Origin of the sequence: Peribacillus sp. B2I2, from assembly GCF_041261685.1 — a bacterium.
Lineage (GTDB): Bacteria > Bacillota > Bacilli > Bacillales > DSM-1321 > Peribacillus.
This window is the reverse complement of sequence record NZ_JBGCCB010000001.1, coordinates 1196168-1216508: the sequence shown is the minus strand read 5'-3', so window position 1 is coordinate 1216508 and position 20341 is coordinate 1196168. Positions and strand designations below refer to the sequence as shown.

The window sequence follows — 20341 nt, the reverse complement described above, 5'->3', positions numbered from 1 at the left end:
TACCGTTTCCCTTAAAAAAACACCAATCGTACGTTCGCGTTTTCCCCAAAAGAAAAAGCCCTCATAATTTTCGGGCTTCGAATCATTCACCTGTAAATCTATAATTGAATTCTTTGAGCGGCCAATATCGAACATCGACTTTACCGATAACATTTTCAACAGGTATATAACCAAAGTGACGGCTGTCCGCACTTTCAAGACGATTATCACCCATTACAAAAAGCTTGCCCTCCGGGACTGTGGTCATGTCCGTCAATTCTTTTAAGGTAAAATCACCCGTAAAATCCTGTCCCGGAAAACCTTCCTTATATTTCTCAAGATAAGGCTCATCCACTTTCTCACCATTTACGTAAAGCCAATCATCTTTATAACGAATGCGGTCACCTGCAATCCCTATAACTCGCTTAACATAATCTTCTTGTGAATTCGCATGAAAAACAATAATGTCAAATCGGTTGATATCATGAATCTGGTAATTGATTTTATTCACGACAAGTTTATTGCCATCTTCAAGGGTCGGCTGCATCGATTTTCCTTCAACATCATAGCTTGAAAAGAAAAAAGTACGGATTAAGATGTAAATAACAAAAGCTATCATGGCTGCTTTTATCCAATCGGATAAAGTATTCTTGTTTGTTTTTTCCATCTAGTTCAACCCCTACTACATTTATATACTAATTTATTGTCCTTCTTCTCTCTTCATGCTTTTATTTAACCGGACTTCCAGTCTTTTTCCTACATACCACAGGATAAAGATGACAATCCCGATAATGATCGTACGTACAGGCTTATGTATTAAGGACACTAAATCGTAACCTACGAAGCTGATCGTAAAAATCATCACCGCTTTCCCTCCTACGACTGCAAGTCCATATTGCAAAGGACTGACTTTTGAAAGTCCAGCCACGATATTCACGATAGCCGATGGAGTAAAAGGGAAGCAGAGCAGTATGAACATGGGACCGAATCCATGGCTTTCCACCCAAACCATCAACCTCTGTACCTGCTTATGTTTTTGCAAAAATCGAAAAAACCTCATTTGACCATATCTTCTAATAATTAAAAAGATCAAAAAAGAACCAGCTACAGCACCAATCCAAGAAAATAAAAACCCCCACCAGAGACCAAAAGCCGTTGCATTAGCAAGCACGAACACCACTAAGGGCAAAAAGGGCAAAAAGGCTTCCAGCATCGGCAGTAAGATCCCAGGAATTGGACCGAATGAGCGATATTGCTGAATAAGCGCCGATATATGATCAAGTGTAAACCACTCACGTATAGTATCCAAATCCATAATTATCTCCCTCGACATGCTACTATAAAAGCAGCATAAACTTATTAAAAACCGTTTATTTTAGATATATCACTTTCCCCTGAAATTGCAAGAATTATTATCCATATATCTTCATACTTTCCCTATCTCAGGAAAACATAATCTTGTTAACAAAAATTTCATCATTTATCAAAATTGCTTGCATATGCACTGAAAATGCATTAGGATTAAAAAATGAGAACAAACGTTCTAACTTTTACTAAGTATACATATTAATATTGTAAACGTGCTACTTTAGAAAGGAGCGGTCATGATGACCCGCATTCCAGAAGATGACCGAAATATGATTGAAAAAGCCATCTACCTCCCTATGGTTATTACAGTCTTGAACCGGGATCTCAAGGTCATCGAAATTAGTCCGTTTAAATTAAAAAGGCCCTATTCGGAACTAGTCGAACATATTTTAACGGTGGTCCAGGACGATCTTGCCGAGGTACGGCGCTATTTGCGCAAGGAGAATATTAAAGTAAGTCAAATCAAACGCGATGAATCCTTCACGATGTATTGTTTTTTATATAAAGGATACGAGGAACATCATAATTACTTCAATCCCCGCCTTCGCAACAAAACCGAAGACTTGTTATGTTATTACTTTTTCGAAAAAAGTCTCCGCTCAAGGGAAATTTAGCGGATTATCCCTATTGCAGACATCCTCCATATTGTTTGCCTATGAATGATGGGTGATTGGAGTCTTTCGGGAAGGATACAGATGCCTGGGGGAAGGAAGATATGACCATTAAATCGCATCTGATCTTTCCTGGCATAAAGATAAGGGATTTCAATTTTTCCACTGTCCTTAACGAATAATAGGTTGGGCTGGCATGCTCATAATTAATCGTCATTTTAATCACCACTTTAATTCTGTACAATAAACATAACTATTCCCCAACACTATCATTTTAGAGTCAGCACAGCATTTTTGCAAAAGATTGTTAACGGCATTGTCTGAGTAAAGTCTTTGAAAACCAAATTACTTTAATTAAAGAGTCTCTGACAGCTTATAAAAATAAATCGCCTACTTATAAATTAACCAACAAAAAAGCGGAAAGTTTATTATGGATATAAATCCGTATTCGATTGGAACAAATTCATAAATGAAAAACGTCAACCAGAACTCTTTTTTTTTAAGTCATGTCTATATACTGCCCCTATACCAGTCTAGCCATCTACTAGTAACCATCTCTTGATATAAAAAAGAACTTCCAGAAAGATAAGAACCCTTGTGAATAGTTTGTGAAATATTGAACAAAATATTTGAAACATAGTGGATGTCCAATATATTATGAAGTGAATCACTAACAAACTTATACCCCTTTATTTGATCGTTAAAAGTTTCTCCAACCCTTTTTTCTTATAAAAAACCATGCAATGTTTAACCCCTGCATGGTTTTTCTTTTTTTAATAATCAATTCGAAAATGTAAAGCATATTCCGTTATAAGAATCCGAGATGGACTTAACAATATATAGGGTTTTATATGGGTGAATAATAGAATTAGCCACAATTTCAATCGATTCCCCAGAATTTGTGACAAAATTCCAAACTCCCTTCACATATTCTTCACCTACATCATAAAGGCCTACGCCTATACCCTTTGCAATATCTGCCGTTTGCTTGCAGGTTTCTAGCTGCAAAACATACTGCTGTTGGGTGAGCCCTAAGTTTTCATACCCGATCTGATTGGCGATTTTGAGGAACTCATCCGGATTTTAATAGTTCTTTTATGTAAAACTATTATTCACTGTGAAATTCTGGACATAATTTATATTCAAAAAATCAGCGGATTCTTTAAACAATCATCATAGATACCCAGGACAGGACATTTTAACTGGTATTTTATTAGATTGCTCCTATCTATGTTACTCGTAGCTCCTCTTCATATTTAAGTCCAGAAGAAAATCAATATTCTACTAGTTGCTATTCTTGTTTTATCTTTATTCACTGGATTAAAACAACTGAGGCAGCCTCAAATATGAGGGTACATTTCATCAACGTGGGACAAAGAGATTCAATTCTTATTCAAACAGGTAACGAAAATGTTTTAATCGATGGTGGCGGAAAAGAAAAGGGCGACGATGTTGTTGCCTACCTAAAAAAAACACTTAATGCTGTAGTATCCACTCACCCCGATGCGGATCATGTGGGCGGTCTGGCTTATGTGATTAAAACGCTTAATATAAAATCTGTCTATGCCCCTAAAATCTCTCATATTACCCAAGCGTACTAAGACTTTTTAACGGCTGTTAAGCAGAAGAAGCTTACTAAAAAAAGCGTAGACTGGCGTGGAAATCAACACTAAAGCTAAGGATAATTCCTTAAAAATCATTGCACCTGTTAAAGACTATGCTAAGTCTGACTTAAATAACTGGAGTGCTGTCCTTTTACTTAAACACGACAAAAAAACATTCTTGTTTACAGGTGATGCTGAAGAAAAAGCCGAGACAGATATGCTGTCTAAAAAACTAATACCAAGTGTGGATGTACTTAAAGTCGGCCATCATGGTGCAAAAACATCAACAAGTTCAGCTTTCATTAACAAAACAAAACCGAAATACGCTGTAATCAGTGTAGGGAAAAATGGATATGGGCACCCTACTTCTACAGTTGTAAAACGGTTGAATTCAGCGAAAGCCCAAACCTATCGCACAGATAAATCAGGTAACATTATTTTTACTTCTACAGGTCAGAAAATTACTGTAAAGACGGTGAAATAAATGGTACAAGGAATTATTGATCGCTTCGAAGGAAAGGTTGCTGTCGTTGAGATCGATGGTGGTGTCATGAAGGATTATCCTAAAAGTGCTCTTCCTAAGGGAGCAAAAGTAGGGGATATGCTGATTATCGATGGTGATAATATTTCCATTTCCAAAGAGGCACTGAAAAATTAAGAAAAGAAATTGACGATCTAATGGATGAATTATTTGAAGATTAATTATGGAACCCTTCTTTAATAAGAAGGGCTCTCATTATTTTCGAGTGAATTCGTACGCTTGTTTTCTTTACTTTCATTCCGATCATGCTTTTATGATTATCCCAGCCTGAATCCCTTTCTAACGTGGTATATACTTTGACATTACCTCTGAAGCCTTGACTCCATTTGCTTCGGTGAACAGATAGAAAGATTTCCTCTTTGTTTCCTCAATCCTCTGGATGAGTTTCGTTTTTAAAAAGGATGTCCGGTGCAGCTGGTTTTCGAAAGAACTGCATGATACTTCTATATCGACGGTTTGTTTATTCCTGAATGTGATGGTTGTATGTTTGGAATCCAGGCGATCATAGGATACTACATGCTCATGTGATATCCAGATGCATTGGGGACGCAACGGAGATGTAGTTGGAAAGAAGAAGATCGAACTCGTCGGATCAATCGCGATCGGTGCTTTATGTGTGATGTTTATGAGCTGTTTCGTGCCTTGCTTGCGTCCTTCATAACTTGACCCGAAGAACTCACAGCTTTTCTTTACTATCTCCAAAGGTTTAAAGGGCGAGACGAATTCGTCCTCCATTTCAACGATACGGGCATATATTTTACTGCCATAATTGATTGGCGAAACCATTAGTGTATATGGCGTGATTTCATACTCCTCGATGATTCCCTGACTGTTTTCCTTCATTATTAATCCACCTCTTCCTCATTGCATTAAACACTTTTTTCACTTTAACAAAGCTTATACTCTTAATTGCTGTTTGTACCCCTCCATTCCCCATTGTCAATAAATAGGTGAAGTCAGATGGGAAATATATGTTAAATTACTCACTATAATAGCACAACCTGTAAAGATAAAAAGCAAGTTCACAGAAAGTTAAAAATTCTTATACATAGTGGTCATTTCGTCATCTAAACGACACATTTTCTATCAAGATTCGAATTTTTTAAATTTTCAGTTGATTTTATCCGCTCAAATCCATATACTAATAAAAAGGGTCAGGGGTGGTAACTTTGAAAAATGAAAAATCTTATTCAGAGTCAGTGAAGTCCTTATCAATGAGCGAAATGAAAAACGATGCTGTGGTTCAGGAAATGTTAATTGATATGATTATTCTGGAATCCGTCCTTAATACCAAGAAGAATATCCTTGCGAAACAGATTGATGAAGCCCTGGATATGAAAAACGAACCTTTATTCTTAAAATTAAGTTCTGAAATGAACGTTTTGCTAAAACAGTTTGGAAGTTAAAATGCATGACTAAATAACAGCCTGATAATCAAAAAAGCCTCCCCTAATGTTGGGAGGCTTTTCTATTTATCATCACTCTTTATGAAACATCCCCATGACTTCGGCTGTTTCTGTTATATTGACAAAAGCATTCGGATCTACTTCTTTTATCATCACTTTTACATCGGTTAATTGATAACGGGTAATGACTGTCATCATCACTTTACTCTTTTCTCCAGAGTATGCACCTTCACCATCCATGACTGTAATTCCTCGATATAGGTTGGTCAGGAGCTTCGCTTTCATTTCGTCACTCTTTTTCGTAACGATCATTAATGTTAATTTAATGTGATTGGAATGAATCGTATCAATCACCTTTCCAGCTGCATATATGGAAATCAGCGTATATAATGCGGCATCCCAACCAAAGATGAAGCCTGAGATAACCACCACAACTCCATTCATCACTGAAAGCAATGTACCAAGTGGAAAATCGCTCTTCTTAGCCAACAGCATGGCAATGATATCGAAACCGCCAGAAGAACCTGAAGCACGAAAAATGATGCCTATACCGAATCCCGATATGATTCCGCCAAATAAAGAAGACAAAATCGGTTCAGTGGATATTCCATGAACTGGAATGAGATATAAACTGACGGATATCACGACAACTGATAATATCGTATAGGTGATAAAGCGTCTTCCTAACTTCAAGTATCCTAGAATTAGCAATGGCAAATTCAAGAGAAAATTCAATATCCCTGTGTTGACTGGGGTAATGATCCCGAACATAATCGCAAGTCCACTAAGTCCGCTGCTTAAAATTAAATGAGGTATCAAAAATAAGTTGTAGGCTACTGCAACAAGCACTGAGCCTATAGTGATAAAAAGTACATTATACATATCTGATCTCCTTAAAACGAACTGGGAATTTAATTTATTATAGTAGAGAACCTAAGAATTTTAAAAATAATAGTTTTTTCTGAAAACAACTTACAAACTTACACTTTCCCAATATAAGTAAAGGAAAAAGCCAGCTGATTTTCAGCTGGCTTTCAATCACCCTTTGTATCTGCATTTTCAACAGTGGAAATCCGCTCGAGCATGGTTGGATGGGAATACCGTAGCCATTTTACCAGGAATGGTGGATTGACCTGACTCAAACCCGACCTTGTGAGTTCCTGGAAAGTGGTGATTGCTGATTCTTTATCCCCGGTCATTTCAATGGCATAACGGTCAGCCCTTGTTTCTTGATATCTGGAAACATAATTGGACACCGGGCTGGAAGCAAACAGCAGGACAGACGTTATTAAGAAAAATAATGGAAGAGAAGCGATGCTGTCAACCGTACGCACCTTTATCAGGTGGCCCCAGCGCCTTATGATATAATTCATGATTTTCGATGTCAGCCATAAGCCGATTAAAGTCATTCCTAAATATCCTGCAATCCCTATATAAATGTGCTTTTCAACATAATGAGCCATTTCATGTGCCATGATAAAAAGGATTTCATCTTCCTTTAGTTTATTGAGGGTCGTATCCCAAAGGACTATCCTTGAGTTGGAACCTATGCCGTTCACGTATGCGTTTAATGCATTTGTCTTTGCCGCCATATTTACTTCATATACGTGATCAGCCGGAATTTCAGCCTGTGAGGCAAGTGCCAATATTTCCGTTTCCAGCTCTTTATTTTTGAGCGGATAGAATTCATTATACAGCGGATCAATCAAAACAGGCTGAACAAACATAAGAAACAAGGTAAATGGAATGGACAACATCCAAGCATAGAGCCACCACTTCTTCACACTTTTCTTCATTAACCAATATAAGACGGAAACGATGATGAACATCAACCCAAAATTCACCCAAAATTCGATGACTCCATCCTTCATCCACGAGGTGAAACTTTGTGTACTGATATGGTAACTTTTACTCATCCGGTAACCAATGAAGCTGATTGGAAATAGTGCCAGGTAAGAAATAACAGAAAGCCAGAATAAGTAAATGCCTGTTTGGATCACTTTCCGTTTCGATACCGTCACGGAAGACTTTTCAAATGCTTTTGAAAAACCAAATAATAAAATGAAGAAATACAGCAGCCATTCATATGGTGTAGAAACGAAAAAAATAAAATTCCTCATATCTGAATACTCTTCGCTAAGTTTTAGTTCCCTTGCATTCAAAAATGTTGCAGGGTCTGCTGCAGTACCACGCAATGCTTCGGGAATGGAAGTATCTGCCCCATAAAAAATATACCAATACATCACTGCTGCATAAAAGATATATAATAGAATCGCTCTTCCTGCCCATTTTCTAACCATGATGCCCCTCCTTATAACGAAACTCCCTCTTATTAGTTTAATCCAAAATGGACAGGTTAGAACTGCATTTCCCTTCTATATTATTTATTCCATAAATATTCAAACAATCTCGATTATTTTGTCTGGTTTTAATCCTTCTTTTGTTTTATCAACCTTTCATTATTAGTATTGCACAGAATCCCGTCAGTCAATTAATGCACTCATGAACCTACGGCCCGGCTTTGGAATTCAAGTATGTTCAAATGCAGAAGATAAGGGATGAACTGAGGTGGAATTTCCCAATCACATTCGATCCGGAAAAGAACAGCGGAAGGAGTGGATGCATATGCAGAGACAGTTAAAACGGATGGCCGGGAGGTATTACGAGGAACAGTTAAAGATATGAAAAGGCTCATTGACCAAGGAGCGAAGGGCTTAAGTAGTCACCCCTTCATGCTGCTATTTTGAAAACTATACAAAAGTGCCATAAGCTCAGGGCGATTACTAACATTCAGTTTTCTGTATATGCGGCTGATATAGTTTTTTACCGTGCCGATGGATAGAAAAAGTGTTTTTGAAATTTGCTGATTCGTCTGGCCTTCGTTAAGAAGAATAAGCAGTTCATACTCGCGTTTAGAAAAGGCCCCTAATTTTTCAATTGCCTTATCCAATGATACTGGTGATTTTTCAACACCATCCTGCTGCAGCTTCTTCATTAGAAAAGATTTGAATGAGGCAGGATAGACTATTTGACCATTGGCACATTGACGGATTGCCGACACCACTTGTTTCATTCCACTATCCTGTAACACATAACCTGCTGCACCATGGCATATTGCTTCGATAAGATAGTGGTCTTCTGAACAGGCAGTAAGAATGACGAAAGGAATGGATGGGTGTTTTTCCTTTAGGATTGGCATTACTTCCTGTCCATACTTCCCTGAAGACTGGACATCAAGAAGAATGACATCAACTGATGCTGTATAATCAAGATCAAGAAATTCCATTTCATTCCCCGTTGTTCCTATGACCTTAATGTCTTCTTCTTTTTCGAAGATTCCCTTTAGCCCCCCTTGGCCACCATATATCATTAGCTTAATCGACTTCATAACTTCACCTGTTCTTTTCATTATTTGTTAATAATCCGATGATTTTTATAATTGCGGCCACCACGAATAGTTCTATTGGTCTATATATTACATCATTAATTCACTTGATAACAATATAAATGAAATAAATTCAAAAGCAAAATTTAAACTGTAAAATATGCTTTAAAAAAGTGCACGTTAAAAAGGCTATCAACCTGTTTGCCTTCAGGATGATAGCCTTTTTCTTTGTTCCTCGTCTATGAGTGTATCAAGCTTCATGATGCTTTCCTTTGCCCGGAGAAAATCAATTTTACGGTAATGGTGTTTTCCACCTTCTTCTTCATCTTTTTCGTCGGCCCATTTGACGACCTGCTGAAGCGGTGTTCGAATAATATCATTTGAAGGTAAAAACGAATCGGTGTGAAATAAGATGGCGAGGGAAATTGTCTTTGCCTTTATCGGGTTCTCTCCCAAACGGATTAACAGTTTATGTGCTCGTTCTGCACCTTTAATGGGATGGATATCATTTTGTTTGTACAGATCATAATCCCATTTACCGTTGCGATACCAGGTAAAATGACCCATATCATGCAAAAGTCCAGCTTTAGCTGCAATATCAGGGTCTATCTTATATTCGTTTGCTAGGTGAAACGAATGGTATGCTACCGCAATCGCATGAGCCAGCCCTGAACGGTTCAAGTATTTTTGAGCAATGGGATGTGTAAAAATATCTAAAAGCTTTACATCTCTCATCTAACCCCTCCTTACAATTATGTGGAAATTTTTAATGACAATCATAACTCTTTTCGAAACAAGAATCAAGGTTTTAAGCTTCCCCTCCTGATATATTTTATGCAGCCTGATGCACTTTGGTTGTACAAAAAAGGACCATTGCAGGTTATAGGCAATGGTCCCCTTATGATCAACAAATTCAGTTTTGTATTACATGTTTTTTTAAGGAACGCCGTAAAATTTTACCGGTTGTATTTTTTGGAAGTTCATCCAAAAACTCAATTTTTGCCGGAACCTTATACTTAGCCAAATGTTCCATGCAATAGGCAAGTAATTCTTCCTCGGTCAATGCATTGTTTTTCTTTACCACAAAGCAATGAACCACTTCTCCCTGATTTGGATCCGGTAAGCCTATGGCTGCTGCCTCGACTACTTCAGGATGGGCGTACAGAACCTCCTCCACTTCACGTGGGTAGACATTATAACCCCCGACGATGATTAGTTCCTTTTTACGATCTACGATGAAAAAATACCCTTCATCATCCATCCTCACTAAATCGCCTGTATACAACCAGCCATTTTTCAAGACTGCCGCCGACTCTTCAGGCATTTTATAATACCCCTTCATTACATTCGGACCCCTGACAATCAATTCTCCTACCCCATTGATCGGCACTTCTTCACCAAGCTCATTGACCACTTTATTTTCCACCCCAAGGATCGAGGTTCCGATGGATCCCGCCTTCCTTGGACGATCCAATGGGTTGAAGCAGGTAACGGGAGATGCTTCGGATAAACCATACCCTTCCGAAACCCTGACATTAAATTTCCGCTCGAATGATTCAAGCAGTGACACTGGCATGGCGGATCCACCTGAAATGCATATGCGCAACGACTTCAGATCGTCTTCTTTCGCATCGGGAAATTGGAAAAGAAAATTGTACATCGTTGGCACCCCAGCAAAAACGGTTGCATCATATTTTTTGATTTGCCTGAATATTTCCTTTGGACTGAATTGCGGGACAATTAAAAGCGTACCCCCGCTCATCAATGGGGCATTCACAACTACCGTTAAACTGAACACGTGGAACATTGGTAATGTGGTAATGACACGGTCACTTTCCGTAATTTTCAAATAATCACCAACATCATGAGCATTGGAGAATATATTGGCATGTGTGAGCATGGCCCCCTTCGGTTTCCCCGTTGTCCCTGAAGTGTAGAGTATGATTGCCGTAGCATCAGGATCCAGGTCAGGACCTTTAAAACCGGCATGCCCCTTTTCGACCATTTTTGCAAACGATTTCATTTTCGGGTAGATGTTAAATTTGCTAATATCCCCATTATCCGGCTGCGTTTTACAAATTACATAATGTTCTACGCTTGAGAGGAACGGGTTCATTTTCTCGAATAAGGGTACAAGCTTATCTAAAGCCACAACGACCTTTACATCGCCATTATTCAGGATGTAACCAATCTCATCAGGTGTGTAAATTGGATTTACGGGAATTACGGTCGCCCCTGCTCGCAGAGCTCCATACAACGAAATGATGAAATGTGGAGAATTGCCTAAAACCAGCGCAACATTATCACCTTTTGAAACCCCAAGCCTATGTAATTCGTCTGCAAACTTTGTAACGGCCATATCCAATTCCCCATATGAGGTGGATTGATCCATAAAATAATAAGCTGGCTTATCGGCCTTTCTTAAAGCCGTTTGATGAAGCTGTTCAGATAAATTCATCGTTCTCCCTCCTCTGTAAATAGCATGAATGAACAGTCATTCATTTTTATAAAAGACTAAATACATTTTTATTATATTAAAAGAATGCGTTTACAGCAACAATTTTATCCATATTCAAGCAATTACTGTCATTATTAGACACAAAAGCCGTCCTATTAAATCGGGACGGCTTTTCAGGCTTAATATATTAAAGCCAATATTTCTTCTTTCGTTACATTGCCAAAATAATGCCGAACATCTATCTCATCTAGTACACTGCTGATGGCTTCCTTTTCATAGCGTATTCCAGTAAGCTTTTGTTCAATATCCGCAACCTCTCCGACCCCGAAGAAGTCACCGTAGATTTTACAATTCTCAATGATTCCCCTGTTCACTTCAAGACGGATATCAACAGATCCCACCGCGAATCTATGTGAGTTTTGCAAGTTGAATTTAGGCGATTTTCCGTAGTTCCACTCCCAGTTTTGATACCTTTCTTCCGAGATTTTATGAATCTCCTCCCAATCGGCCTCCGTTAAAACATACTCTGTAACTTCGCCGCTATCTTTGAATATATTTTGCAGAAGGAATGAACAGAATTCTTCAACAGACATCGGTTCTTTTAAGAAATCAGCGATATTACCGACACGGCTTCTAATCGATTTAATTCCCTTGGACTCGATTTTATCCTTTTTCACTTTTAAGGCGGATACAATGTGATCCATTTCTGATTGAAACAACAATGTCCCGTGACTGAACATTCTGCCCTTCGTTGAAAACATCGCGTTGCCGGAGATTTTCTTTCCTTCGGCCAGGATATCATTACGTCCGCTTAATTCAGCATGTATTCCAAGTTTCTCAAGCGTTTCCACGACAGGCTGGGTGAACTTCTTGAAATTATGGAAGCTATCTCCATCATCTTTCGTAATGAAACTGAAATTGAGATTTCCTAGGTCATGATAAACAGCCCCGCCCCCCGAAAGGCGGCGAACTACTGTAATGCCATTTCCCTCTACATAATCGGCATTGATTTCTTCAATCGTATTTTGATTCCTTCCAATGATGATTGAAGGGCGATTTATGTAAAATAGGAGATAGGTTTCATCTATATTTAAATGTTTAAGCGCATATTCTTCGATTGCCAGATTAATTCTCGGATCTGTAATTCCCTTATTATCAATAAAAAGCACAGTTGTTCCTCCTTGTAGAGTCCATTCATTACCCTAATGTTTCATTTATAGTTGGAATTCGAGATTGGTTTTAGCTACAGCTATTTCCCTTTTGAATACCTCGGATGCTTCTTTTTTCAGTTGATTAAGATCCCCATAATGAGGAAGATGAGTTAACAGCAAAAGCTGGACGTCGGCCTTGGCTGCAAGCATGCCCGCTTCTCTAGCCGTCATATGCCCCGCCTTTGAACCATCCATATCACTGTAAAAGTTACTTTCACACAATAAAACATTTGCGTCTTTAGCGAAATCTGCTAACTCATCCATATAAGAACTGTCACCTGTATAAACAATCGAATGATTTTCAGCTTCAATCCTCATAGCAAAACAAGGGACTGGATGTTTTGTTTTCATGAACGTAAATTTACAAGGTCCTATGGTTAAGGGTTCATCAGCAGAGTAGGCTATGCCCTTTGTCACGTCTTTATAAGTTAACTTTCCAAATTCGGCTTGGTCTAAATCATGACCATAAATAGGTATGGTCCTTTTTTCACTGCCCAATAACTGCTGTATGAGCGCAGCGTGCTGCAGGACACCAATATCCGCAACATGATCCGGATGATAGTGGGATAATACAACTGCACCTAGGTCCTCCGGCTTCATATGATTTTGCAGCTGTGATAGAACACCACTGCCACAATCAAGCAGAATGCGAAAATCTTCATATTCAAGCAAATAGCCAGAACTTGCCTCATTTTTAGCTGGATATCCGCCCCAGCAGCCAATTACGGTGATTTTCATGCTTAGGCACTCCTTTTTTCTCTCAATGACTTCCCCATTAATATAAACTATTCTTTCCCTCATTTCACCTTTTTTACTTATGTTATAAAACATTTATTGACATTATATATCTGTTATAGTACAATGAAGTTATAGAAAAGCGAATAATAAAAAAATTCAGGAGATGATGTTCATGATTCAAAGTAGCGTTGAGTTCTTTAAAAACCTGCCTCCGAAACAATGCACGGAATGCGGAAAAAGAATTGAAGAACAGCACGAATGTTATGGAAACCACTGTGATCATTGCCTTTCTGGAGAGTAGTAGTAATGTGTTTCACCATCCTCTTCGGCAGGATGATCCCATATAAAGTTCGGTTTAACAGCTGAAAACCCAATATAAAGAAGAGATACCGATCATCGGCATCTCTTCTTTTGGTTTTTTACGATTCATTGCATTCCAGCCAAAAAAATAGAATTATCACGGAGCGGATAATCCTTTGAATAAATATATTTTAAATAGTTCAGCAATTTCATCTTTCTCTAATGGGGCATGGTTCCTTTCCCAATCAAAAATCAGGGCAAGGTACATCTTTAACATCAGGAAAGCTGTTATCTCTGGATCGCAAGGCTTTATATAGCCCTTATCAATCGCTATTTTAAGTTTGTCCTTAATGTAAGATACGACAGCTTCTTCCATTTCATTAACCATTTCCTGAACGGCTGGCGTACCAATTTCCCGCTCTTCTTGAAAAAGCTTTAAAGATAACTGATGCTCCTGCCTGAACTCCAGGATTCGATAAACGGCCCGATGCAGGTTTTCAAAAAAGGAAAGCTGATCATCCAAAGATTGTTCCGCCTCATATTTCATTTCCTCTATCATCCGCTGAACGATTTCTCTAAACAGCTCTTCTTTATTTTTATAAAAGGTATAAATGGTCCCTTTTCCCACATTGGCAATTTTAGCGACTTGATCCATCGTCGTTGCCTTATATCCAAAAAGTGAAAACGACTTGGTCGCGGCTTCTAAAATTAATTTTTTACGATCAACAGACATTTCCCACCTCAATCCTGACCAAACGGACAAAACAGTCATTATGTTCCAAAATATCATACCAAAAATATTCAGTCTTTTCAATTTAATTTTAAATTTTCTAGAGAAATAATGGCCATCCTCATTACTGGACAGCCACCTTTTCGAAAATGGAGTATTTAATTTTCCAAAGTAAAAACAAAAGTGCCGCTTATTCAGATGATAGCTTGAAAATATGTAGAGGCACATTACAGAATGGTTAAACTGAACATCCCATATAACTATTTTTCCTGTAATCTGTTTAAAATGATTGTGGCCAAAGCATCGATGAATTCAGGTTTAACATTGGGCATATCCGGCCTGTAGTATCCTGCACCAATATCTTCCGTCACTACCTTACATTCATAATCGTTATCATAAAGGACTTCAAGATGCTCGGCCACGAAGCCTACAGGAATATAAATGAAAGCTTTATACCCTTTTGCTTGATGAAGATCTCTGGTTAAATCCTGTACATCCGGCCCAAGCCATGGTTCAGGTGTTTGTCCAGCGCTTTGCCAGCCTACTGCATAATTGGTGACACCCGCGCCTTCAGCAATCATGTCTGCAGTTTCTTTCAATTGATTTGGATACGGATCTCCAGATTGCAAGATTTTCTCAGGGAGACTATGTGCAGAAACGATCAAAGCGAAATTATCGCGTTCTTCCGAGGGCATTTTCCCGATTACACCTTTTACTTGATCTACCCAATATTGAATGAATTTCGGCTCATCATACCAGCTTTCAACAGAAGTGATGGTCATGTCACCCAATTTAGCGGCTTCATCCTGTGCACGTCCATTATAAGACTTCACGCTGAATGTTGAAAAATGCGGTGCCAATACTATACTGACAGCTTCTTTGATTCCATCATCATGCATTTGTTTCACTGCGTCTTCAACAAAAGGTTCAATATGTTTCAGTCCCAGATATGCCTTGAATTCAATTTCTTCCTGAACGGAATTCAATTGCTTTTCAAGGGCCTCAGCTTGTCCCGCCGTTATTTTTGCAAGCGGGGATAATCCACCGATCGCTTCATATCTGCCTCTTAGATCGGCAATCAATTCGTCGTTTGGTCGTCTCCCATGACGAATATGTGTATAATATCTTTCAATATCCGCTTCAGTGTACGGAGTACCATAAGCCATGACTAGAAGGCCCATTTTTTTTCTTGACATGAAATTACACCTCTTTTAAAGATTTCGTTCTTTTATTGTGCATCCAATTAAGGATTTTTAGCAAATGGTTCGCTCACCTTACTTCATTTTTGATGAATATTCATGAATGAAAGCGGTCAGTCTCTTCAGTGTTTCCGGATTTACGGAAGGGAAAACCCCATGTCCAAGGTTAAAGATGTAGCCATCCTGTTCCATGCCCTGATCCAGAATCCTTTTCGTCCGTTCTTCTATAACATCCCATGATGATAATAGCAGTGCTGGATCAAGGTTACCTTGAACCGTTTTCTGTATTCCCATTTGTCTTGCTTCTGTAATCGGAAGTCTCCAATCCAGACCGACTACATCAATCGGAAGGTCATTCCATTCCAGTGCCAAGTGACTAGCACCGACCCCGAACATGATTAGCGGTACATTTTCTTCACGTAATGAAGAAAAGATACGAGTCATGATTGGCTTGATGAATACGCGGTAATCCTCAACGTTCAATGCACCCACCCATGAATCAAAAATTTGGATGGCTTTAACGCCAGCCTTAATTTGGGACTTGACATAGATGATGATCATATCCGCTAACTTATCCATTAAAGCAAACCAGGCCACTGGCTCGGAATACATGAAAGCTTTCGTCTTATTGTAGTTTTTGGAAGGGCCGCCTTCAATCATGTATGAAGCAATGGTGAATGGTGCACCGGAAAAACCAATCAAAGGAACGGACAATTGCTCCGTGGTCAATAGTTTAATCGTGTCCAACACATAAGGGATGTCTTCCTCTGGGTTCAATTCACCCAATTTTTCAACATCCTTCACCGATTTGATTGGATTGGAAATTACTGGACCGATTCCCGACTTAATCTCGACATCGACACCAATGGCTGGTAGCGGTGTCATTATATCTTTATATAAAATCGCAGCGTCTACATCATATTGCTCAACTGGCAATCTAGTCACATAAGCGCATAATTCCGGCTGATGAGTGATCTCGAATAGGGAGTACTTCTCTTTCAGTTTACGGTATTCCGGCTGTGAACGGCCAGCCTGACGCATATACCAAACAGGCACATGATCCGTTTTCTCTCCTCTCGCAGCTTTTAAAAATGTATCATTCGTAATTTCCTTAGACATTAATATCCACCTTTCAAGCAATCACGTTTCTATTTTTATTCATACTTACCTAGAATATCAGAAGGATGTTGAATTTCAAATCGAATCTCCTTAAACTATAGCTTTTTATATAATAGAAGTATAGCCAACCTATATATTTGTCAGTAAATCGACGTTTTTATAAAAATCTTACCGGTTTCCAGGCCCAATGGTTTGATTGGAAATGGTAAAAGCACGATTCATTGGGTAAAATGGGTATACAGGTACTATATAGAAATTGGAGGGGAATTTATGAATGTATTCATCACATCAGGCACTTACGATTTTTTGAAAATCAAAAAAGATAAGCACCCGAATGAAAAAATATTACTTATGCAAAACCCTGACACTACAGTCCTTTTACATGAAACATCAGGTAAAACGATCTTTAGCTCGCCACGTAAATATGAAGTAGTCGATGGGAAAGGAAACCTTCAAGATCATGGCTATGTAGTCATGAACAATATCCCTGTCAGTGAAGAAGGACGGCCGGTATTCGAACATCGTTTTAAAAATAGGACCGGATTCATTGAAAATGAACCAGGTTTCGTCGCCCTTCGTATCCTGCGGCCCATCAACTCTGAAACTTATGTAATCTTAACGATTTGGGAGAAACAAGCTGATTTTCTGAACTGGAAGAACTCCAGTTCCTTTCAAAAGGCGCATAACAGCGACTCCAAAGCTACAGTTACGAATTCCAGCCAGAAGATGTTTTCAGGTGAAGCCTATGTAACGCAGTATACATTGGTAAAGGATTCCGAAGAATGATCTATTCCTGCTCAATAAAAGGTCCATCCTCTCAAGGATGGACCTCTTTGAAATAATGGCAATCCAGATCATTATTTTGGAAAGCGCAAAAATTATATAAACCTATCCCAATCCGACAAATTCCTTCTTTATTTCCGGGGAAATGCAACGGATATATACATATATTTCATCTATGAATCCTTTTTCAAATGACTCTCCTTCCAAGTAACTTATACAAATTAAACAAGGTTAAAATATATGCAACTCCTAATGCATAACCTGCTAAGATATCAGTTGGAAAATGAACGTTCATAGCGATCCGGCTGACCCCTATCAGCAGAACCAGACAAACGAAACCTATTCCCACTACCCATTTCAATGAGTTTCCTTTAACTTCTTTTATTATGAAATAAGCTACCATACTGAAAAAAATAAGGCCGACCATTGCGTGGCCGCTTGGAAAACTGAAGCCACCTGTCTCCATCAATTGATTTTCAGGCCGTATTCTTTGAATATGATTTTTTATCCACCCGTTTAAAACATCGCCCCCAGACACTCCGATAGAGAAGACGGCCATGGTCAAATAATCCTTCTTGATTACCCATAAATATAGAACACATAGTAAGCTTCCAAAACCAATGACTTTGGATTTTCCAAGATAAGTGATGAATTTGAAGAAAGTGAATGAAAAAGTCTTCTCACTCACTGCAAAAAGTTCTCCAATATATGTATCGAACGCTAAATTCTTCTCACCCTGGACTTCATGCATCAAAAAAAAGAATAGCAACAAGCAAAGCAAAACCACAACAACCCAGGAATATTTAATCATAGATATAACTCTCCTCGAGGTATTTAATTTACTTTTGATTATTCTGAATATGATATACTATTTACAATTAAACCAATCATTGGGAGGTGCAAGATGATACATCGATTACACAAACTTCTAGATGGTTCATTTGAAGAAATGGTTTCCATCAGGCGTTACCTTCATCAACATCCTGAACTTTCTTTTCAAGAAACCCAAACGGCGGCCTTCATCGCTGAATATTATGAAAAACTCGGAATCGAACATCAGACAAATGTAGGCGGTAATGGTGTTATTGCCAAGATTACAGGCAGTAAGCCTGGTAAAACTGTAGCATTGCGCGCTGATTTCGACGCCTTGCCCATTCAAGATGAAAAAGAAGTTTCCTATAAATCCTCCGTACCCGGAGTAATGCATGCGTGTGGACACGATGGCCATACAGCGACTCTCCTCGTCCTTGCAAAAAACCTTAATGAACTGAAGGATGAGCTCGAAGGTCAATATATATTTATCCACCAGCATGCTGAAGAATATGCTCCAGGTGGCGCCAAACCGATGATCGAGGCCGGCTGCCTTGATGGGGTGGATGTAATTTTCGGCACCCATTTATGGGCTACGGCCCCTACCGGAACGGTCCAATACGCTTATGGACCTCTTATGGCTGCAGCTGACCGATTTGAGATCATCATTCAAGGCCAGGGTGGACATGGAGCCCAGCCGCATAAAACCCGCGATGCAATCGTAGTCGGCTCCCAGCTAGTCATGGCACTACAGCAAATCGTAAGCCGCCGCCTTAACCCAATAGATTCTGCAGTTATTACCGTCGGTTCCTTTGTAGCCGATAATGCATTTAACGTCATTGCAGATAAGGCTAAAATAATCGGGACCGTCCGTACTTTCAAGGAAGATGTCCGTTCATTTATAAGCGAGGAAATAGAGCGTATTGTTAAAGGAACCTGCCTAGCTGCAGACTGCACCTATGAATATCAATACATTCAAGGTTATCCAGCTGTTATCCCACACGATGAGGAAACTACATTCCTCATCGAAAGCACTGAGTCCATCGAGGAAGTTCTGGTTACAGAGGAAATTGACCCGGATATGACAGGTGAAGATTTTTCTTATTATTTACAAAATGTGAAAGGTACATTCTTCTTTACGGGGGCCAGGCCAAAAAATGAACATACATATCCGCATCATCATCCTTTGTTTGACATCGATGAAAAAGCGATGCTCATTGCAGCCAAAATTTTGGGCACGGCAGCTGTAACCTATCATAATAAGGAACAACCATCTCCAAAGGTGAATGAATCTTTATTGCGGTAATGGTAAAGGGACGGGTTTTCGCCGTCCCTTACTCTTTGAGCAGTCTGATTCGGTAACAATTGACAGCAGTCTCCCCAAGCTGTTCCAGCAAATGATGGTTTGCATATGCACCGACAGCCGCCCCAAATCCCGGGACGAGTTGGAACATTTTGATGACATCGATGTGATCACGATATTCCTGCTGAAATTCTTGCCAGTCTATTTCCGGTAAATTCCCCGAATCCCATTTTTCTATTACCCTTAATGTTTCCAGCTTTTTTTCCTCGCTTGAAAACGCCATCTGGAAGATATGGAGAATGAACAGGCGTTCCTCATAATTATTTGGATTGAAACCGTATAAACGGGATATTTCGAATAATAACTTCATCTTGATGCTTAGCAGTAAAGGAAAATCAGCCAATCCGATTAAAAGCCCTGCCGCTCCGGTTCCCACACCTTCTATAACGGCGGTTTTCCGATATGCCGTTACAGTTTCCGCAACCCATTCTTCTTTTTGCTGCAAGGATAGAAGCACTACATTTTTTTCTTTAGACATATATTTCGAACCGGATAATACTGCCTCTATCATCCCTTTAATACTATCAGTAATCATTTTATGCACTCGGGCTGGAATATAACTGTTCATTTTGGTTTGCGCCTTTTTGGACATCCGCTCAAACCTGCCCGATTTCTTAGCTACTTTCTTTTTCCATGTTACTAGTTCCAATAATGCCTTTTGCTCATATTCATCCATCTTTTAACACCTCCGTTAAATATGTATATACCCCTTTAAAGGCTTTTATTTTCAATTTTC

The 20341-nt window shown here is 39.0% G+C and carries 24 protein-coding genes; 8 read left to right on the top strand and 16 right to left on the bottom strand.

Features of this window, described 5'->3' with window-relative positions:
• Nucleotides 1–82: 82 nt before the first annotated feature.
• Together lepB and ABIE66_RS06200 are read right to left on the bottom strand one after the other, a co-directional pair.
• On the bottom strand, nt 83–646 hold the full coding sequence (gene lepB, locus ABIE66_RS06205) for a signal peptidase I (protein WP_289317509.1): 564 nt from the start codon (nt 644–646) through the stop codon (nt 83–85).
• A gap of 33 nt (nt 647–679) precedes the next feature.
• Nucleotides 680–1294, bottom strand: coding sequence for a TVP38/TMEM64 family protein (locus ABIE66_RS06200; RefSeq protein ID WP_370014209.1), 615 nt, complete (start codon nt 1292–1294; stop codon nt 680–682).
• 292 nt (nt 1295–1586) lie between these two features.
• Between ABIE66_RS06200 and ABIE66_RS06195 the strand changes: the two genes are divergently transcribed.
• Nucleotides 1587–1961 (top strand): YhjD family protein, encoded by a 375-nt coding sequence (locus ABIE66_RS06195; RefSeq protein WP_289324076.1) that lies wholly within the window; start codon nt 1587–1589, stop codon nt 1959–1961.
• Nucleotides 1962–1971: 10 nt separating this feature from the next.
• Here ABIE66_RS06195 and ABIE66_RS06190 read toward each other — a convergent pair whose 3' ends face one another.
• Nucleotides 1972–2202: a hypothetical protein gene (locus tag ABIE66_RS06190; protein WP_370014208.1), complete on the bottom strand. Its 231-nt coding sequence runs from the start codon at nt 2200–2202 to the stop codon at nt 1972–1974.
• A gap of 1123 nt (nt 2203–3325) precedes the next feature.
• Between ABIE66_RS06190 and ABIE66_RS06185 the strand changes: the two genes are divergently transcribed.
• The 3 genes from ABIE66_RS06185 to ABIE66_RS06175 are packed head-to-tail and all read left to right on the top strand — an operon-like array spanning nt 3326 to nt 4220.
• On the top strand, nt 3326–3559 hold the full coding sequence (locus tag ABIE66_RS06185) for an MBL fold metallo-hydrolase (RefSeq protein WP_370014207.1): 234 nt from the start codon (nt 3326–3328) through the stop codon (nt 3557–3559).
• Between the two features lie 55 nt (nt 3560–3614).
• Nucleotides 3615–4046 carry a ComEC/Rec2 family competence protein gene (locus ABIE66_RS06180; protein ID WP_370014206.1) on the top strand — a complete coding sequence of 144 codons (432 nt, stop codon included), beginning with the start codon at nt 3615–3617 and terminating at the stop codon, nt 4044–4046.
• Nucleotides 4047–4220, top strand: coding sequence for a DUF3006 domain-containing protein (locus ABIE66_RS06175; RefSeq protein WP_370014205.1), 174 nt, complete (start codon nt 4047–4049; stop codon nt 4218–4220). It begins immediately after the preceding gene.
• Nucleotides 4221–4382: 162 nt separating this feature from the next.
• Here the strand turns inward: ABIE66_RS06175 and ABIE66_RS06170 are convergent, their stop codons facing one another.
• The gene (locus ABIE66_RS06170) at nt 4383–4946 is read right to left on the bottom strand and encodes a competence protein ComK (RefSeq protein WP_370014204.1); all 564 of its coding nucleotides are present in this window, start codon (nt 4944–4946) and stop codon (nt 4383–4385) included.
• Nucleotides 4947–5272: 326 nt separating this feature from the next.
• Between ABIE66_RS06170 and ABIE66_RS06165 the strand changes: the two genes are divergently transcribed.
• Complete coding sequence (locus ABIE66_RS06165) at nt 5273–5509, top strand: IDEAL domain-containing protein (RefSeq protein WP_289317515.1); 237 nt, start codon at nt 5273–5275, stop codon at nt 5507–5509.
• Nucleotides 5510–5581: 72 nt separating this feature from the next.
• Here ABIE66_RS06165 and ABIE66_RS06160 read toward each other — a convergent pair whose 3' ends face one another.
• From ABIE66_RS06160 to ABIE66_RS06130, 7 genes are all read right to left on the bottom strand, one after another.
• Nucleotides 5582–6391, bottom strand: a complete 810-nt coding sequence (locus ABIE66_RS06160; protein WP_370014203.1) for a YitT family protein — start codon at nt 6389–6391, stop codon at nt 5582–5584.
• A 152-nt stretch (nt 6392–6543) separates the two neighbouring features.
• On the bottom strand, nt 6544–7809 hold the full coding sequence (locus ABIE66_RS06155; RefSeq protein ID WP_370014202.1) for a M48 family metallopeptidase: 1266 nt from the start codon (nt 7807–7809) through the stop codon (nt 6544–6546).
• 422 nt (nt 7810–8231) lie between these two features.
• Nucleotides 8232–8918 carry a response regulator transcription factor gene (locus ABIE66_RS06150; protein ID WP_289324070.1) on the bottom strand — a complete coding sequence of 229 codons (687 nt, stop codon included), beginning with the start codon at nt 8916–8918 and terminating at the stop codon, nt 8232–8234.
• 183 nt (nt 8919–9101) lie between these two features.
• Nucleotides 9102–9629: an HD domain-containing protein gene (locus ABIE66_RS06145; RefSeq protein ID WP_289317526.1), complete on the bottom strand. Its 528-nt coding sequence runs from the start codon at nt 9627–9629 to the stop codon at nt 9102–9104.
• 178 nt (nt 9630–9807) lie between these two features.
• Nucleotides 9808–11352: a fatty acid--CoA ligase family protein gene (locus tag ABIE66_RS06140; protein WP_370014201.1), complete on the bottom strand. Its 1545-nt coding sequence runs from the start codon at nt 11350–11352 to the stop codon at nt 9808–9810.
• 179 nt (nt 11353–11531) lie between these two features.
• Entirely contained in the window at nt 11532–12521 is a 990-nt protein-coding gene (gene lplA / locus ABIE66_RS06135; RefSeq protein ID WP_370014199.1) for a lipoate--protein ligase, read from the bottom strand.
• A gap of 45 nt (nt 12522–12566) precedes the next feature.
• Complete coding sequence (locus ABIE66_RS06130; protein ID WP_370014197.1) at nt 12567–13301, bottom strand: MBL fold metallo-hydrolase; 735 nt, start codon at nt 13299–13301, stop codon at nt 12567–12569.
• A gap of 172 nt (nt 13302–13473) precedes the next feature.
• On the opposite strand from ABIE66_RS06130, the gene yhfH reads away from it, so the two are divergent.
• Nucleotides 13474–13602, top strand: coding sequence for a protein YhfH (gene yhfH / locus ABIE66_RS06125; RefSeq protein ID WP_370014196.1), 129 nt, complete (start codon nt 13474–13476; stop codon nt 13600–13602).
• A 156-nt stretch (nt 13603–13758) separates the two neighbouring features.
• On the opposite strand, the gene ABIE66_RS06120 is transcribed toward yhfH, so the two are convergent.
• The 3 genes from ABIE66_RS06120 to hemE form a co-directional block, all read right to left on the bottom strand.
• On the bottom strand, nt 13759–14334 hold the full coding sequence (locus ABIE66_RS06120) for a TetR/AcrR family transcriptional regulator (protein WP_289317530.1): 576 nt from the start codon (nt 14332–14334) through the stop codon (nt 13759–13761).
• Nucleotides 14335–14591: 257 nt separating this feature from the next.
• Entirely contained in the window at nt 14592–15527 is a 936-nt protein-coding gene (hemH, locus tag ABIE66_RS06115; RefSeq protein WP_370014195.1) for a ferrochelatase, read from the bottom strand.
• Between the two features lie 78 nt (nt 15528–15605).
• Nucleotides 15606–16649 (bottom strand): uroporphyrinogen decarboxylase, encoded by a 1044-nt coding sequence (gene hemE / locus ABIE66_RS06110; RefSeq protein ID WP_289324064.1) that lies wholly within the window; start codon nt 16647–16649, stop codon nt 15606–15608.
• Nucleotides 16650–16919: 270 nt separating this feature from the next.
• Between hemE and ABIE66_RS06105 the strand changes: the two genes are divergently transcribed.
• Nucleotides 16920–17435, top strand: coding sequence for an antibiotic biosynthesis monooxygenase family protein (locus ABIE66_RS06105; RefSeq protein ID WP_370014194.1), 516 nt, complete (start codon nt 16920–16922; stop codon nt 17433–17435).
• A 184-nt stretch (nt 17436–17619) separates the two neighbouring features.
• Here ABIE66_RS06105 and ABIE66_RS06100 read toward each other — a convergent pair whose 3' ends face one another.
• Entirely contained in the window at nt 17620–18243 is a 624-nt protein-coding gene (locus ABIE66_RS06100) for a phosphatase PAP2 family protein (RefSeq protein WP_370014193.1), read from the bottom strand.
• Nucleotides 18244–18336: 93 nt separating this feature from the next.
• On the opposite strand from ABIE66_RS06100, the gene ABIE66_RS06095 reads away from it, so the two are divergent.
• Complete coding sequence (locus tag ABIE66_RS06095; protein ID WP_370014192.1) at nt 18337–19548, top strand: M20 family metallopeptidase; 1212 nt, start codon at nt 18337–18339, stop codon at nt 19546–19548.
• A 28-nt stretch (nt 19549–19576) separates the two neighbouring features.
• On the opposite strand, the gene ABIE66_RS06090 is transcribed toward ABIE66_RS06095, so the two are convergent.
• Nucleotides 19577–20281 (bottom strand): EcsC family protein, encoded by a 705-nt coding sequence (locus tag ABIE66_RS06090; protein ID WP_370014191.1) that lies wholly within the window; start codon nt 20279–20281, stop codon nt 19577–19579.
• Between the last annotated feature and the right edge of the window lie 60 nt (nt 20282–20341).

Excerpts from the sequence above, each read along its gene's own strand:
- lepB (WP_289317509.1), bottom strand. The coding sequence starts at position 646 with ATGGAAAAAACAAACAAGAATACTTTATCCGATTGGATAAAAGCAGCC.
- ABIE66_RS06200 (WP_370014209.1), bottom strand. The coding sequence starts at position 1,294 with ATGGATTTGGATACTATACGTGAGTGGTTTACACTTGATCATATATCG.
- ABIE66_RS06195 (WP_289324076.1), top strand. The coding sequence starts at position 1,587 with ATGACCCGCATTCCAGAAGATGACCGAAATATGATTGAAAAAGCCATC.
- ABIE66_RS06175 (WP_370014205.1), top strand. The coding sequence starts at position 4,047 with ATGGTACAAGGAATTATTGATCGCTTCGAAGGAAAGGTTGCTGTCGTT.
- ABIE66_RS06170 (WP_370014204.1), bottom strand. The coding sequence starts at position 4,946 with ATGAAGGAAAACAGTCAGGGAATCATCGAGGAGTATGAAATCACGCCA.
- ABIE66_RS06160 (WP_370014203.1), bottom strand. The coding sequence starts at position 6,391 with ATGTATAATGTACTTTTTATCACTATAGGCTCAGTGCTTGTTGCAGTA.
- ABIE66_RS06155 (WP_370014202.1), bottom strand. The coding sequence starts at position 7,809 with ATGGTTAGAAAATGGGCAGGAAGAGCGATTCTATTATATATCTTTTAT.
- ABIE66_RS06150 (WP_289324070.1), bottom strand. The coding sequence starts at position 8,918 with ATGAAAAGAACAGGTGAAGTTATGAAGTCGATTAAGCTAATGATATAT.
- ABIE66_RS06145 (WP_289317526.1), bottom strand. The coding sequence starts at position 9,629 with ATGAGAGATGTAAAGCTTTTAGATATTTTTACACATCCCATTGCTCAA.
- ABIE66_RS06140 (WP_370014201.1), bottom strand. The coding sequence starts at position 11,352 with ATGAATTTATCTGAACAGCTTCATCAAACGGCTTTAAGAAAGGCCGAT.
- ABIE66_RS06130 (WP_370014197.1), bottom strand. The coding sequence starts at position 13,301 with ATGAAAATCACCGTAATTGGCTGCTGGGGCGGATATCCAGCTAAAAAT.
- yhfH (WP_370014196.1), top strand. The coding sequence starts at position 13,474 with ATGATTCAAAGTAGCGTTGAGTTCTTTAAAAACCTGCCTCCGAAACAA.
- ABIE66_RS06120 (WP_289317530.1), bottom strand. The coding sequence starts at position 14,334 with ATGTCTGTTGATCGTAAAAAATTAATTTTAGAAGCCGCGACCAAGTCG.
- hemH (WP_370014195.1), bottom strand. The coding sequence starts at position 15,527 with ATGTCAAGAAAAAAAATGGGCCTTCTAGTCATGGCTTATGGTACTCCG.
- hemE (WP_289324064.1), bottom strand. The coding sequence starts at position 16,649 with ATGTCTAAGGAAATTACGAATGATACATTTTTAAAAGCTGCGAGAGGA.
- ABIE66_RS06105 (WP_370014194.1), top strand. The coding sequence starts at position 16,920 with ATGAATGTATTCATCACATCAGGCACTTACGATTTTTTGAAAATCAAA.
- ABIE66_RS06100 (WP_370014193.1), bottom strand. The coding sequence starts at position 18,243 with ATGATTAAATATTCCTGGGTTGTTGTGGTTTTGCTTTGCTTGTTGCTA.
- ABIE66_RS06095 (WP_370014192.1), top strand. The coding sequence starts at position 18,337 with ATGATACATCGATTACACAAACTTCTAGATGGTTCATTTGAAGAAATG.
- ABIE66_RS06090 (WP_370014191.1), bottom strand. The coding sequence starts at position 20,281 with ATGGATGAATATGAGCAAAAGGCATTATTGGAACTAGTAACATGGAAA.